The sequence below is a fragment of the Staphylococcus sp. HMSC14D10 genome (assembly GCF_001808125.1).
In the GTDB taxonomy this organism is placed as follows: Bacteria; Bacillota; Bacilli; order Staphylococcales; family Staphylococcaceae; genus Staphylococcus; species Staphylococcus haemolyticus.
Map to the genome: position 1 here is coordinate 11826 of NZ_KV792226.1, position 15348 is coordinate 27173.

Annotated in this window: 9 protein-coding genes, 1 pseudogene and 1 other annotated feature (1 of these 11 cut by a window edge); of the genes and pseudogenes, 8 read left to right on the forward strand and 2 right to left on the reverse strand. The window is 32.1% G+C overall.

Annotation, left to right across the window (positions count from 1 at the left end):
• Positions 1-4: a binding site (T-box leader), on the forward strand; it begins 182 nt to the left of the window's first position.
• Between the two features lie 47 nt (positions 5-51).
• Entirely contained in the window at positions 52-2466 is a 2415-nt protein-coding gene (gene leuS / locus HMPREF3134_RS00525; RefSeq protein WP_070440079.1) for a leucine--tRNA ligase, read from the forward strand.
• A gap of 20 nt (positions 2467-2486) precedes the next feature.
• Positions 2487-2798: a rhodanese-like domain-containing protein gene (locus HMPREF3134_RS00530; protein ID WP_037552296.1), complete on the forward strand. Its 312-nt coding sequence runs from the start codon at positions 2487-2489 to the stop codon at positions 2796-2798.
• Positions 2799-2874: 76 nt separating this feature from the next.
• Here the strand turns inward: HMPREF3134_RS00530 and HMPREF3134_RS11670 are convergent.
• A pseudogene (locus HMPREF3134_RS11670) lies at positions 2875-4229 on the reverse strand (IS3 family transposase).
• Between the two features lie 226 nt (positions 4230-4455).
• Between HMPREF3134_RS11670 and HMPREF3134_RS00550 the strand changes: the two are divergent.
• A complete protein-coding gene (locus HMPREF3134_RS00550) occupies positions 4456-8193 on the forward strand; it encodes a SasC/FmtB family protein (protein ID WP_083279075.1) in 3738 nt (1245 codons plus the stop codon).
• 93 nt (positions 8194-8286) lie between these two features.
• On the opposite strand, the gene HMPREF3134_RS00555 is transcribed toward HMPREF3134_RS00550, so the two are convergent.
• On the reverse strand, positions 8287-9546 hold the full coding sequence (locus tag HMPREF3134_RS00555) for a BaiN/RdsA family NAD(P)/FAD-dependent oxidoreductase (RefSeq protein WP_053025161.1): 1260 nt from the start codon (positions 9544-9546) through the stop codon (positions 8287-8289).
• 273 nt (positions 9547-9819) lie between these two features.
• On the opposite strand from HMPREF3134_RS00555, the gene HMPREF3134_RS00560 reads away from it, so the two are divergent.
• From HMPREF3134_RS00560 to dat, 5 genes are all read left to right on the forward strand, one after another.
• Positions 9820-11457 (forward strand): putative polysaccharide biosynthesis protein, encoded by a 1638-nt coding sequence (locus HMPREF3134_RS00560; RefSeq protein ID WP_053025160.1) that lies wholly within the window; start codon positions 9820-9822, stop codon positions 11455-11457.
• Positions 11454-12146, forward strand: a complete 693-nt coding sequence (locus HMPREF3134_RS00565; protein ID WP_070440088.1) for a pseudouridine synthase — start codon at positions 11454-11456, stop codon at positions 12144-12146. Before HMPREF3134_RS00560 ends, HMPREF3134_RS00565 begins: the two co-directional genes overlap by 4 nt.
• Before the next feature lie 20 nt (positions 12147-12166).
• Positions 12167-12592, forward strand: a complete 426-nt coding sequence (locus HMPREF3134_RS00570) for a YtxH domain-containing protein (protein ID WP_037551086.1) — start codon at positions 12167-12169, stop codon at positions 12590-12592.
• 290 nt (positions 12593-12882) lie between these two features.
• Positions 12883-14292, forward strand: coding sequence for a Cys-Gly-3M3SH dipeptidase (pepV, locus tag HMPREF3134_RS00575; RefSeq protein WP_070440090.1), 1410 nt, complete (start codon positions 12883-12885; stop codon positions 14290-14292).
• 3 nt (positions 14293-14295) lie between these two features.
• Entirely contained in the window at positions 14296-15144 is an 849-nt protein-coding gene (gene dat, locus HMPREF3134_RS00580; RefSeq protein ID WP_011275473.1) for a D-amino-acid transaminase, read from the forward strand.
• Positions 15145-15348: the final 204 nt, after the last annotated feature.

Consider the following 15348-nt stretch of genomic DNA (forward strand, 5'->3'; position numbering starts at 1 on the left):
TTTAATAAATAATAGTTTGAGGTGTTTTTTTATTTATAGGAGGAAAAAGATTTGGGATATAATCACAAGGAAATTGAGAAAAGATGGCAAAATTATTGGGCAGACAACAAAACGTTTAAAACGAGTGATAATCTAGGACAAAAGAAATTTTATGCATTAGATATGTTCCCTTATCCATCTGGAGCAGGTTTACACGTAGGGCATCCAGAAGGTTACACAGCTACTGATATTGTGTCTAGATATAAACGTATGCAAGGTTATAATGTACTTCATCCAATGGGATGGGATGCTTTTGGATTACCTGCTGAACAATATGCATTAGATACTGGTAATGATCCTAGGGGATTTACAAAGCAAAATATTCAAACTTTTAAACGTCAAATACAAGAATTAGGTTTCAGTTATGATTGGGATAGAGAGGTAAATACTACTGACCCTGAATATTACAAATGGACACAATGGATTTTTATCCAACTGTATAATAAAGGTTTAGCCTATGTAGATGAAGTTGCTGTCAACTGGTGTCCAGCGTTAGGAACTGTTCTATCTAATGAAGAAGTTGTTGATGGAGTTTCTGAACGTGGAGGACATCCAGTATATAGACGACCTATGAAGCAATGGGTATTAAAAATTACAGAATATGCTGACCGATTATTAGAAGATTTAGAAGAACTTGACTGGCCAGAATCTATTAAAGACATGCAACGTAATTGGATTGGACGTTCAGAAGGTGCGCGTGTTTCTTTTAAAATTGAAAATGAAGATGCTAGTATTGATGTGTTTACAACGAGACCAGATACAATTTACGGTACAACTTTCTTAGTATTAAGTCCGGAACATGATCTCGTAAATGTTATTACTTCTGAAGATAAATTAGAAGAAGTAAAAAAATATCAAGAAGGTGCATCTAAAAAATCTGACCTTGAACGAACAGATTTAGCCAAAGATAAATCAGGTGTCTTCACAGGTGCTTATGCTATAAATCCACTATCAGGTGAGCAATTACCAATTTGGATTGCGGATTATGTACTTTCTAGCTATGGTACAGGCGCAGTCATGGCTGTGCCCGCGCATGATGAACGTGATCACGAGTTTGCAACTAAATTTGATTTACCTATTATCGAAGTCATTGAAGGCGGCAATGTGCAAAAAGAGGCATATACTGGTGAAGGTCAACATGTTAACTCAGGAGAACTTAATGGTTTAGATAATGAAGCGGCTATTGCTAAAGCAATTGAATTACTAGAAACGAATGGTGCTGGAGAGAAAAAAGTAAATTATAAATTAAGAGATTGGCTATTCAGCAGACAACGTTATTGGGGTGAACCAATACCAGTTATTCATTGGGAAGATGGTACTATGACTACAGTTCCAGAAGAAGAGTTACCACTTTTACTACCAGAAACTGATGAAATTAAACCTTCTGGTACAGGTGAATCTCCATTAGCTAATATCGATGAGTTTGTGAATGTTGTTGATGAAAAGACAGGCATGAAGGGTCGTCGTGAAACTAATACTATGCCACAATGGGCAGGAAGTTGCTGGTATTACTTAAGATATATCGATCCTCATAATAGTAATATGTTAGCTGACCCAGAAAAATTAAAACACTGGTTACCAGTAGATTTATACATTGGTGGGGTAGAACATGCTGTACTTCACTTACTGTATGCTAGATTCTGGCACAAAGTTCTTTACGATTTAGGTGTAGTACCTACTAAAGAGCCGTTCCAAAAATTATTTAATCAAGGTATGATACTTGGTGAAGGTAACGAGAAAATGAGTAAGTCTAAAGGCAACGTAGTTAATCCAGATGATATTGTAGATTCACACGGTGCTGATACATTGCGATTATATGAAATGTTTATGGGACCATTAGATGCAGCTATTGCCTGGAGTGAAAATGGTCTTGATGGTTCAAGACGTTTCTTAGACCGTGTTTGGAGACTATTCATCAATGAAGACGGTTCATTATCAAATAAAATAGTTGAAAATAATGATAATGGATTAGATAAAGTTTATAACCAAACTGTTAAAAAAGTTACAGAAGACTTCAACACATTAAACTTTAATACTGCGATAAGTCAATTAATGGTATTTATTAATGATTGCTATAAAGCAGAAACGATTTATCAACCATATGCTGAAGGCTTTGTAAAAATGCTGGCTCCAATTGCGCCACATATTGGTGAGGAATTATGGAACCGTTTAGGTAATGAAGACACTATTACTTATCAACCATGGCCAACATATGATGAATCATTACTTGTAGATTCAGAGGTTGAAATTGTAGTACAAGTGAACGGCAAAGTAAGAGCAAAATTAAATATTCCTAAAGATACTTCTAAAGATGAAATGGAAACATTAGCATTACAAGATGAAAATGTTAAACTATCGATTGAGGGTAAAGACATTAAAAAAGTAATTGCAGTCCCTCAAAAACTTGTTAACATCGTTGCAAAATAATAATATAAGGAGTTTTAATAATGGAATCTATTACAGTAGATCAATTAAAAGAAAAAGTATTAGAATCTAATCCGGTGAATATTGTGGACGTTCGTACAGATGAAGAAACTGCAATGGGAGTCATTCCTGGAGCTAAAACAATTCCTATGGATCAAATTCCTGACAACTTAAATCATTTTAATAAAAGTGAAACATATTATATTATTTGTGCCGCAGGAATGCGTAGTGCAAAAGTTGTAAAATATTTAGAAGATCAAGGTGTACATGCTATTAATGTTGAAGGTGGCATGAATGAGTGGGGTACTGAAGGTACAGTTATTGATAGCATCTAATTAACATTAAGAGGCTGTGAACTGCACCCAGTCAAGTAGACAATTAAATAATTAAAATGAATGGTTGATTTTGTTTTTAGACAAAATCGGCCATTTTTAATGTAATTCTTTCTGTATTAAAGAAATGAATGTATTTTTCTATTTGTTGCTTTGCCTCTTCAACATTATTAAAAATAAATCGTTTGTTGCCTTTGAAAATCTCACTTTTAATCGTCCCCCAAACCCATACCATAGGACCATTATCTATACATCTACTAACACGAGACATACTATGAAACATACCGTTTTGTTCTAACTTATATTTAAATAACTTGGAAGTATACTAAAAACCACAGTCACTATGAAACAATATACCTTTGGTATTTTGAACTTGTTGGACTGCTTTCTCCAATGTGCTGAAAACTAACATATTATTATTAGATAAGTCTAGTTCATAGCTAACAATTCGCTTAGTCCCTAGATCATAAATAGCACTTAGATAAATTTTACGACCATCTTTGATTTTAAATTCTGTGACATCTGTTAACCAAGTTGTATTCGGTGATGCAACTTCAAATTGGCGATTGAGTATATTGACTGCTGTAATTTGTGGTGTTGAACGACGGTAAGGTTTGCGCTTAAATCGTATTACTGCAGCTAATTTGAGTGTTTTCATCAAACGGTAAACACGTTTGTAATTTACTTTTTTATTTAAATATTTTCTAATATAGATATAAACACGGCGATATCCATATATGCCCTTATACTTATGATAAATGGTTTCAATGTTTTGTTTAAGTTGTTCATTGTCCATTTCTCGTTTAGTAGGTTTACGATGGCACCACTTATAATAACTTGACCTAGAAATACCTAATACATGACATAATTGTCGAATCGGATATTGATTCTTTAACGTTTCGCTTGTTTTGTACGACGTGATTTGTTGTCTTTACGAATCATCTCCCTTTCTAATTCGTTGTACTTTTTTAAAACATTATTTTCCATTTCTAGTAATCGATTACGTTCTTTTAATACTCTGATTTCTGCTTCTTTTTGCTCTTCTGATGTCAATATAGATTGCGGTTTGCCTTTGTCACGGCCATCTACTAATCCATCACTTCCATTAGCTTGATATTTTTGGACCCACTGATAAATTTGGCCGTATGTGATATTAAAGTGTTCTGCAACTTCTCTATAAGATTGTTTGTGATTTAAGTAATATTCAACAATTGCGACACGTTCATCGAATGTGGTTTGTCTTGCTTTCATGATATACACCTCAGATTTAGGAGATTGTTTTTTAATCTCTTTTCCTTCAGTATCTATTTTTAATGTATCGATTAAATACTGGAATGAAACACCTTTTTCATATTCTTGAAACATATATAGTAGTAAGTCTACATCTACTTTAGGATGGCTTGGCATAAAAAAGCTCCCTTCAAAGTTTTTCATTTTTTCAATGTCTACTTTGAAGGGAGCATATCACTGACTAATATGTCAGTCTCTTTTTTGTGATCATATTTTATAATATTTTTAAAAGAATAATTAAATATACACTAGCGTACAATAATCAATAGTGATAGAATAATTTCGTAAGTGGTCAAATAGTGTACAGACTATATTTTGACTAATTCATTAAATCAAAGACATCAAGATCAGACTACAAGGAGGATATTTAATGAATCTATTTAAAAAACAAAAATTCAGTATACGTAAATTTACAGTTGGGACGTTCTCAACAGTGATTGCTACTCTAGCATTTATCACTCACACAGGACATGCAGCTGAATTAGATGAGCATAGTCAATTAGCTCAACCAAAAATTACTGAATCAAAAAATACTGAAAACTTAAATCAACATCAACCAGATGCTATTAAAGATTCATCTAAAAGTGAACCTAAGATAGATAATAATACTACTTTGAATAGAGAGGCTGTTAGTGAGACTACTGAAGTTCCAAATAAAACTCAAACTACAAATAGCGCAGAAAATATAAATAGCACTGAAATATCTGACAAAGATAAAGATAATAATGTTGATACAAATCAACCAATTCTAGAGAATAATAAATCCAATAAGGATAGTAAAGCGACAACAGTTCACAAACGAGCGAAACGTGATGCTAATGATGTAACTTCAAATACTCAAACACAACAAGACCCAATGGCTATTAATGAAACAAACTCAGGTCAAGTCGTTAACGGTAACTTTACTGATACATCTAACGGAGCTGAAATTCCAACAGCAAATACAGAATCTGCAATGGATGAAGCAAGTAAGATTCCTGGATGGAAAGTAGTCAATAGCCAACAAACACAAATACCATTAATATGGGGACCAAAAGTCTTACCATCATACACTTATATCACATTCGATAAGACTAATAATAAAATTGGTGCTGTATTATCTAAGTATAGCGATAATTTATCTTACGGAAGACCAGATAATAGTGTAGGACCGATATATCAAGATATCGATGTTACACCTGGTTCTGAATTACAATTTCATTACTTAGGTTCCTCAATAGGTAATATTTCTGGGTTTAATAGTGCACGCATGTATATATATGATGCTAATAATCCATCAACATTATTGTATAAAGGTACGCCTAAAACAAGTAACCAAGCTTTCGGTATTTTTAAAGGTGTTTTTAATGTACCTGAAAACATTTCAAGAATCAGATTACAATTTGAGTCTTTAGTGAATGTCAGTCATGACACTTATAATGGACATCGTTTACTTAAAGGTCCTAATAACTTTGGTGGTGGTGTAGTTGCGGATGTTTCTGTTAATACTGGTGCTTATTTAAAAGTGAGTGCAGTTCAAACTGAATACCAAGCTAACTCTACATCTGATAGTTCACCTGTTGTAAATGCTAAATTAAATGTTTCTATTGAGAACAAAGGTCACTCTAGTTCTAACAAAACACAATATAAAGTTGTATTACCTGAAGGGGTGACTTTTGTCTCAGCTGAGAATGCAACTGGTACATTTAATGAAGGTACTAGAGAACTTACGCTTAATATTAATCCAATAGATACTGATACTACTCGAAATATTTCTTATACTGTATCAATACCTACTACAGTTCCAATTAAAAAGGATTTTAATGCGAATCTAATTTATCAAACTGAAGGTATTAACATGAACCGTAAAAATGGTTCAAGAGACTTTGCTGTGCAAACACCTGGTGACAACAACTACTTAAGATATGGTGGTAATAATGAATTTATTATTACTGAGAGTGATCAAAGACAAGGTAGTACAATAGCTCCAACGCAATCTGTAACTGTCAATATGTATAAAGATGCCATTAATAGTAAAATAAGTGAAATTGAAACTGAACTTGGTCAGGTTAATCAAAGTAATTATTCTACAGAAGCATGGAACAATCTACAAACAGCACTCACAAGTGCAAAGGTTGTAAAAAATGAAACAGATGCTACACCATTAACCGATAGAAAGAACCAAGCAGAAATCAATAACTTATTATTAAACTTAGAGAAAGCAAAAGCTAAATTTGATATAGATAAAGCAGCTAAAGCTAGAGAAAGTGTTATCAATAGTAATACTGAAGCTACAACTGAAGAAAAACAAGCTGCTTTAACCAAATTACAAAATCAATATAACGAGAATAAAGCTGAAATTGATAAATTAACTATTAATAATGATATCGCTCCACTAAAAGAAAGCAGTATCTCTCAAATCAATTTAATTAATGTAACCGCTACTAAAAAAGATGAAGCTAAACAAGCAATTGAAGCGGCTTTAACCCAACGTAAAGTATACATTGACGGTCATTATGATGCGACACAAGAAGAAAAAGAGGTAGCAATGAATAAAGCTACTGAAGAAGCAAATAAAGCAAAAGCTTTAATTGATCAAGCTACATCAAACAATGATGTAGATCAAGCGCAAACTAATGGTATAGATATTATTAATACTATTGATGCGGTTGTTACAAAAAAAGCAAATGGTAAAAAGGCTATAGAACAAGCAGCTGAAGCGAAAAAAGCTTTAATTAATCAATTGAGTGATGCTACACAAGAAGAAAAAGATGCAGCAATTCAAAGGGTAACAGATGAAGTTAGAAAAGCTGACAGACTCATAGAACAATCTACCACTAATGATGGTGTTGATGAATTTCAAGCGCATGGTATTAGTGCAATTAACAATATTCAACCAGAAATAGTTAAAAAATCAGATGCTAAACAATCGATTGATATAGCGGTCTTAAATCAAAAGGCATTAGTAAATAATAATAATGAGGCTACTCAAGAAGAGAAAGATGTAGCTTTAGGCAAAATTGATGAAGCGGCTAAACAAGCAAAGGCTGCAATTGATGTTGCAACTACAAATAACGCAGTAGATGAAGCAACAACCAACAACACTACAATAATTTCTGGAATTCTTCCTGATACGGTTAAGAAAGCAGCAGCAAGAAAAGCAATTGACGATGCTGCAACTGCAAAAAAAGAAGCTATTAATAATACGCCGAATGCGACAGAAGAAGAAAAAGTAGCGGCAAAAGCTAAGGTCGATGAAGCAGTAACAGAAGCGAAGAAAGCAATAGACCAAGCGAGAAATAACAATGATGTAGATACTGCAAAAACAAATGGAATAGAAGCAATCAATCACGTCCAACCGACGGTTGTTAAAAAAGATGAAGCGAAAACAGCGATTGATAATGCAGCTAGAACTAAAAAAGCAGAAATTGATCAAACACCAAATGCGACAGAAGAAGAAAAAGCAGCAGCGAAAGCGAAAGTCGATGAAGCAGTTAAAATTGCGAAAGAAAATATTGATAAATCTTTAAACAATAACGAAGTCGACGAGTCTTTAAATAAAGGTGAATTGAAAATTAAAAATGTTCAAATTACAGTTATTGCGAAAGAAAAAGTGATCAAACATCTTATGGATATTGCAACAAAACAAAAAGCAAAAATTGATTCAAATCAATTTGCAACTGATGAAGAAAAATCGACTGCGAAACATAAGATTGATCAAATTATAAATAAAGCTTACGCAGCAATCAAAAAAGCAAAAAGTAATAGTGAAGTAAATAATATTGATGATAAATATAGTAAGTTAATTTCAGAAACAAATACTATAGCTAAAGCTAAACATGATACTCTATTAAAGCAAATTGTTGAAGAAAAAGAGGTTAAACTTAATAATATTAAATTTAATATTGTACAAAGTACTGAAAAAGTGAATGAAATACAAAAAGAAGAATCTAAAAATAAAAAAGAAAAAGTAAATTATAAATTAGAAGTAACTAAGTTTAATGGAAGCTCACAACTGCCTAATACAGGTGTGAATATGACATCTAACGTCGTACCATTAACTCAACTATCCTTAATAAGTGGATTATTCTTGCTATTAATATCAAAACGAAGAAAAAATGCTAAATAAGATTGAATTGCACTATTTTTGACAATCAAATTAAAGTTTAATAGAACTTCCTTCAAACATTTTGAATACCAATATGTTTGAAGGAAGTTCTTTTTATTCTATTTGAAATATGGCTGCTTCATTTCCCGCTACATGGCCAGTAACTAAAGCACTTGTGATATTATATCCTCCAGTATAACCGTGAATATCTAACACTTCACCACATAAAAATAGTCCTGGTTGAATTTTAGACATCATTGTTTTAGGCAAAATTTCTTTTAAACTTACACCACCACCAGTTACAAACGCTTTATCAATTGGTAGTGTCCCATTAACTTCAAAAGTAAACGCTTTAAAGCATTCAACTAATTGTTTAAGTTGCTGATTTGATAAATGATGAAAAGTAGTATTTTCATCAATTTGAGCTTGTTTTAGCATAAATAGAAGATACCTTTCTTCTATTAACCCTCTCAAACTATTTTTTATATATTTGTCAGGTTCTTCACTTAAGATGGATGTTATCTTCTCTTCTAGTAGATGATTTTTAAATTCTGGAAACACATCTAATTGCATTTTAATCTCTTTTTTCTTTTGGTTTTTTTGTTCTTTATAAACAAATTGACTACATCTTAGCGCTGCAGGACCACTTATACCAAAGTGAGTGAATATCATATCCATTTTATGACTTATTCTTTTTTTACCATTTTTCTTAAGTACAGATAATTCTACGCCTTTTAGGCTTAAACCTTTAAGTTCTTTAGATTTAATAAAGGACTCTGCTGAAGTTATAGGGACTTCAGTAGGGAAGAGTTCAGTGATACTATGTCCTAATTTTTTAGCAAACTTATAGCCATCACCCGTTGAACCTGTTTGAGGGACACTAGTTCCACCTGTTGCAATAATGACACTTTTACTTAAAAAAATACCTTTATCAGTTATAACGTTAAAAGTCCCGTTATCTTCTACGTTAATATCATTGACGATAGTTTCCTCTTTTATGTCAACTTTATTTTGTTTAATGGTATTTACAAGTGTATCAACTACATCTTGAGATTTATTTGTGACAGGGAACATACGACCATGGTCTTCTTCTTTTAATTTGACGCCTCTGGATTCAAAGAAGTTAATTATAGATTCATTATCAAATACTGAAAAGGGGCTATATAAAAATTTTCCATTACCAGGGATATTTTTTATTATTTCTGCGTAAGGTAAACGATTTGTAACATTACATCTACCACCACCTGAAATTTTAAGTTTTCTACCCAGACCTTTTTTCTTCTCTAATAAGAGTACATTTTGACTTTGTTCTGATGCAGCAACCGCTGCCATAAGCCCACTAGGTCCACCACCTATAATAATCGTTTGATACATAGAGTAACCTCCATTTGTTAATCATAGTTCTATTATTATAAATTAAAATACGTTTGAATTCTCAATAAATTTAGTTATAATTTAAGATTGGTTCATCATTAATTAATTATATATCTTGATTTATTATGCGTTTAAACTTAAATTTAGTAAAACTATTAAAGTAATTAGTAAACAATTAGTATTTTGTGATATATTTTATAGTAATGCAAGCCCTTAAAAATTACAGGTTTTAAATTAAATAATTTGATTATTAAAAAGGCAGGAAGATTAAATATGAGTGAAAATAAGGAAATGGTAAGAGGTACCTTTCTTATTACATTAAGTATTCTTATTACTAAAATTTTAGGTGTACTTTTTGTAATCCCTTTTTATGCCATTATGGGTGCAAATGCGGAAGAAAAGTTAGCACCATTCAACTATGCTTATGTTCCATATAATATTGCAATTGCTGTAGCAACCGCAGGCATACCGTTAGCTGCTTCAAAATTTGTAGCTAAATATAATGCCTTAGGTGCGTATAAAGTCGGACAAAAATTGTATAAATCGAGTTTTATAGTGATGTCCATTTCTGGAATAATTGGATTTTTAATATTATTCTTCTTAGCACCAGACATTGCTGCTTTAACGTTAGGACGTAAAGAAGGCAAAGGCGGTTGGACAATCGATGATATCACATGGATTATCCGAGTTATTAGTATGGTAGTTATGTTTATACCATTACTTGCTACTTGGCGTGGAGTATTTCAAGGTTATGAATCTATGGGCCCTACAGCAGTTTCAGAAGTAACAGAACAAATTGCTAGAATAGTTTTTATTCTTATAGGTAGTTTTTTAGTATTAAATGTTTTTCATGGTTCTTATCTACAAGCAAATGGTATAGCAACATTTGCAGCTGCTATAGGTGCAATTGCTGGTTTGTTAACGCTTTGGTATTACTGGCGTAGACGTAAACCTCATATTCAAAAAATGGTAGCTTCTGATCATACCGGTTTGGACGTGCCATACACAAAAATGTATAAGGAAATTATTTCATATAGTATTCCATTTGTTATTGTGAGTTTGAATTTTCCTTTATTTAATTTAGTGGATCAATTTACACATAATAATGCATTAGATGCAGCAGGGTTTCATGCTAATAAGGACTATTTCTTTACAATTTTAAACTTTACAACAAATAAAATTGTTATGATCCCAACATCTTTAGCTGCTGGATTTGCTGTTAGTTTAATACCATTTATTACCAAAACTTTTGCAGAGGGTCGCTTAAATGAAATGCATCGCCAAATTAAAACTTCAATTGGTGTGTTGATGTATATAACAGTTCCGGCAAGTCTAGGTATAATGGCATTGTCTTCACCGTTATATACAGTATTTTATCAATACAATCCAGATGGTAATAAAATATTATTTTATTATGCGCCTGTTGCAATATTAATTTCTTTATTGAGTGTTACTGCCTCAATGTTACAAGGAATAAACAAACAAAAATTAACAGTTTTTGTAATTTTAGGCTCAGTATTTGTTAAATTAATCTTAAATATTCCTTTAATTATGATATTCCATACATCAGGAGCTGTTTTAAGTACTGCAATCGCATTAACGGTTGCCAATGTTGCAAACTTAATGATTTTAAAAGTTTATGCTAAGTTCCACTTTACTGATACATTGGTTCAAGTTGCTAAAATTTTCATTTATAGTTTAATCATGATGATAAGTGTTGAAGTAGTCTACTTCTTACTAAGCTTATTTATTTCTGTAGATCGAAAATCTGGTGCATTTATAATACTAATTATAGGGGTTATAGTTGGTGGACTGATTTATGGAACAATTACAATCAAGAACAGATTAGCTGATGAGTTTTTAGGGGATTTACCTGGTAAGATTCGTCGTAAAGTTGGATTCCTAAAATGAGATTAGATAAATTTTTAGCAAACATGGGTGTTGGAACGCGTACTGAAGTTAAACAACTTTTAAAAAAAGGAAAGGTCACAGTTAATACTTCAGTCGAGAAGTCACCTAAATCTTATATTAACCCCACAGAAGATATGGTTTGTGTAAATGAAAAGCAAGTTGAGTTCGTTAACAATGTTTATATTATGCTAAATAAGCCAAAAGGTTATATTTCAGCCACACACGATGAATCAAATCGAACAGTAATTGATTTAATTCCGGAATACCAACATCTAAATATCTTTCCAGTTGGAAGGCTAGACAAGGATACTGAAGGTTTACTACTCATTACAAATGATGGTCAATTTAGTCATGATTTAATGAGTCCCTCTAAACATGTTTCTAAGACATATGAAGTGACATCGCAAAATCCCGTTACTAAAGCTGATATTGACGCATTTAAGAAAGGCATCATCCTTTCTGACGGTCCAGTCAAACCAGCACAATTAACTAGAATAAATGAAACTACATCACAGGTTACAATTTATGAAGGTAAATATCATCAAGTTAAAAGGATGTTTCACGCCATTGAAAATGAGGTATTAGAATTAAAACGTCTTAAAATCGCTAAGTTGGCGTTAGATGAAAATCTCAAATCTGGAGAGTATAAGTTACTTTCAGATAAAGAATTAAATCTTTTACAGCATTAACAAAGGAGAAGGTGTTTAATATGGCTAAAACTACAGGTTTATTTAGAATAATTGCTGGTGTTGGCGCTGCAGCTGCAGCAGTAGTATTATCTCGAAAAGAAAGTAGAGATAAATTAAAAGAACAATATAATAAATATAAAGAAGATCCAGAAGGATACAAAGAAAGCGCAAGAGGCTTAGCAAGTCAATTAAGTTCTAAAGCTAATGAAACAATTCAAGAAGTTAAAAATAATCCTCAAGACTATGCTAATCGTTTAAAAAATGATCCAAAATCATTTTTAGAAGAAGAAAAATCAAAATTTACTAATTTAGATGCTAATAAAGAAGATTCATTAGAAGAAGGTAAATTTGATGATGAAGGTGGCGCAACTGTTAATAACAATTTAAGAGTTGTCACTGAAGAAGACTTAAAGAAAAATAATAATGCATTAGAAGATAAAGATTAATCTTGATTTTATCTAAGATGTTTTTGAACCTGAACATTGAAAAATGTATTAGGTTCTTTTTTATTTAATAAGAAGATACATTTGAAAACAAGTAACTATAATTATTACTAAACATGCTAACGTACAATCTTGTTAAATATAACTCCATATAAGGGTGTCAAATGTATAAATTTAATATAGTTAATAATATTTTTTATAAAATCTATAAATATTCTGACATCTTACTGTAATTTATCTCCATAGTTATGTAAAATAAAATGTATATCTATTGAAAAGGAAGTTGATCTCGAATGTGGAAAGAAAAAGTTCAAGAATATGAAGGTCAAATTATCGATGATTTGAAAGGTCTACTTTCAATTGAGAGTGTCAGAGATGATTCAAAAGCATCTGATGAAACTCCAGTTGGTCCTGGACCACGACAAGCACTCGATTATATGTACGAAATTGCACAAAGAGATGGTTTTTCTACCCATGATGTAGATCACATTGCAGGCAGAATTGAAGCGGGCAAGGGTGACGATGTATTAGGCGTTTTATGCCACGTTGACGTTGTACCCGCCGGAGATGGTTGGGATTCAGACCCATTTAACCCAGTTGTAACTGATGATGCAATTATTGCTAGAGGTACGTTAGATGATAAAGGTCCTACAATAGCTGCTTATTATGCAGTTAAAATTTTAAATGATATGAAAGTTGATTGGAAGAAACGCATTCATATCATTATAGGTACGGATGAAGAATCCGATTGGAGATGTACTGAAAGATATTTCCAAACTGAAGAAATGCCTACATTAGGATTTGCACCGGATGCAGAATTTCCAGCTATTCATGGTGAAAAAGGTATAACAACTTTCGATTTAGTCCAAAATAGCACTTCTGAAGACCAAGATGAACCAGATTATGAATTAATATCGTTTGAATCTGGACAACGTTATAATATGGTGCCAGATCATGCACAAGCTAGAGTATTTGTAAAAGAAAATATGACAGACGTTGTACAACATTTTGAACACTACTTAGACCAAAATAAATTACAGGGTGAGAGTGTTGTTGATAGTGGTGAGTTAGTTTTAACGCTAGAAGGTAAAGCTGTTCATGGTATGGACCCTTCATTAGGAGTAAATGCCGGTTTATATTTATTAGATTTCTTATCAACATTAAATTTAAATCAAACGGCAAGAGAGTTTGTAGACTTTAGTAATCGTTATCTTCATGAATCACACTTTGGTGAGAAAATGGGTATGAAATTCCATACAGACGTCATGGGTGATGTAACAACAAATGTTGGTATAATTTCTTACGACAATAAACAAGGTGGACGTTTTGGCATAAACTTACGCTATCCTCAAAAATTTGAGTTTGAAGAAGCAATACAACGATTTACAAAAGAAATTAAAGCATATGGATTTGACCTTGAATTAGGAAAAGTTCAACAACCTCATTTTGTAGACAAAAATGATCCATTTGTACAAAAATTAGTTAAAGCTTATAGAAATCAAACTGGTGATATGTCTGAACCATATACAATAGGTGGAGGAACATATGCTAGAAATCTTGATAAAGGTGTAGCGTTTGGGGCTATGTTTGAAGATTCAGAGGATTTAATGCATCAAAAGAATGAGTATATTACTAAAAAGCAATTGTTCAACGCGACAAGTATCTATTTAGAAGCAATTTATTCGCTATGTGTGGAGGGATAATCTATGACAAAAGTTTTTATTAACGGCGAATTTATCGACCAAAATGAAGCTAAAGTATCTTATGAAGACCGTGGTTATGTATTTGGTGATGGGATTTATGAATACATTAGAGCATATGATGGGAAATTATTTACAGTAACAGAACACTTTGAACGATTTATTAGAAGTGCAAGTGAAATTCAATTAGATTTAGGCTATACTGTCGAAGAATTGATAGATGTGGTTAGAGAATTATTAAAGGTAAATAATATTCAAAATGGTGGTATCTATATTCAAGCTACGCGTGGTGTAGCACCAAGAAATCACTCGTTCCCAACTCCAGAAGTAAAGCCGGTTATTATGGCATTTGCTAAAAGTTATGATCGTCCATATGATGATTTAGAAAATGGTATTAATGCAGCTACTGTTGAAGATATTAGATGGTTACGTTGTGATATTAAAAGTTTAAACCTTCTAGGAAATGTACTTGCAAAGGAATATGCGGTTAAATACAATGCTGGTGAAGCAATTCAACATAGAGGGGAAACTGTTACAGAAGGCGCTTCTAGTAATGTATATGCGATTAAAGATGGTGCCATTTATACGCATCCTGTTAATAATTACATTTTAAATGGTATTACTCGTAAGGTTATTAAATGGATTTCTGAAGATGAAGATATTCCTTTTAAAGAAGAAACATTTACTGTTGAATTCTTAAAAAATGCTGATGAAGTCATTGTTTCTAGTACATCTGCTGAAGTGACACCAGTTGTTAAGATTGATGGTGAACAAGTTGGTGACGGTAAGGTAGGTCCTGTTACTCGTCAATTACAAGAAGGCTTTAATAAATATATTGAATCTAGAAGTAGTTAATTCATTAAAATAATTAAATTGAAGAGCGTACTAATTCTTAAAAGATAGAATTATAGTACGTTCTTTTTTATTTTTCAGTGTGAATAAATTAAATGAATTAAATTAAAAATACTCAGTTTAAAGATATGAAAATGTGTTATAATGAAACCTAAAGATTGAATCGAATTTTAGCTAGTATCGACTAGTAAAATGTATCTTTTTGTT

Excerpts from the sequence above, each read along its gene's own strand:
- HMPREF3134_RS00530 (WP_037552296.1), top strand. The coding sequence starts at position 2,487 with ATGGAATCTATTACAGTAGATCAATTAAAAGAAAAAGTATTAGAATCT.
- HMPREF3134_RS00550 (WP_083279075.1), top strand. The coding sequence starts at position 4,456 with ATGAATCTATTTAAAAAACAAAAATTCAGTATACGTAAATTTACAGTT.
- HMPREF3134_RS00555 (WP_053025161.1), bottom strand. The coding sequence starts at position 9,546 with ATGTATCAAACGATTATTATAGGTGGTGGACCTAGTGGGCTTATGGCA.
- HMPREF3134_RS00560 (WP_053025160.1), top strand. The coding sequence starts at position 9,820 with ATGAGTGAAAATAAGGAAATGGTAAGAGGTACCTTTCTTATTACATTA.
- HMPREF3134_RS00565 (WP_070440088.1), top strand. The coding sequence starts at position 11,454 with ATGAGATTAGATAAATTTTTAGCAAACATGGGTGTTGGAACGCGTACT.
- HMPREF3134_RS00570 (WP_037551086.1), top strand. The coding sequence starts at position 12,167 with ATGGCTAAAACTACAGGTTTATTTAGAATAATTGCTGGTGTTGGCGCT.
- pepV (WP_070440090.1), top strand. The coding sequence starts at position 12,883 with ATGTGGAAAGAAAAAGTTCAAGAATATGAAGGTCAAATTATCGATGAT.
- dat (WP_011275473.1), top strand. The coding sequence starts at position 14,296 with ATGACAAAAGTTTTTATTAACGGCGAATTTATCGACCAAAATGAAGCT.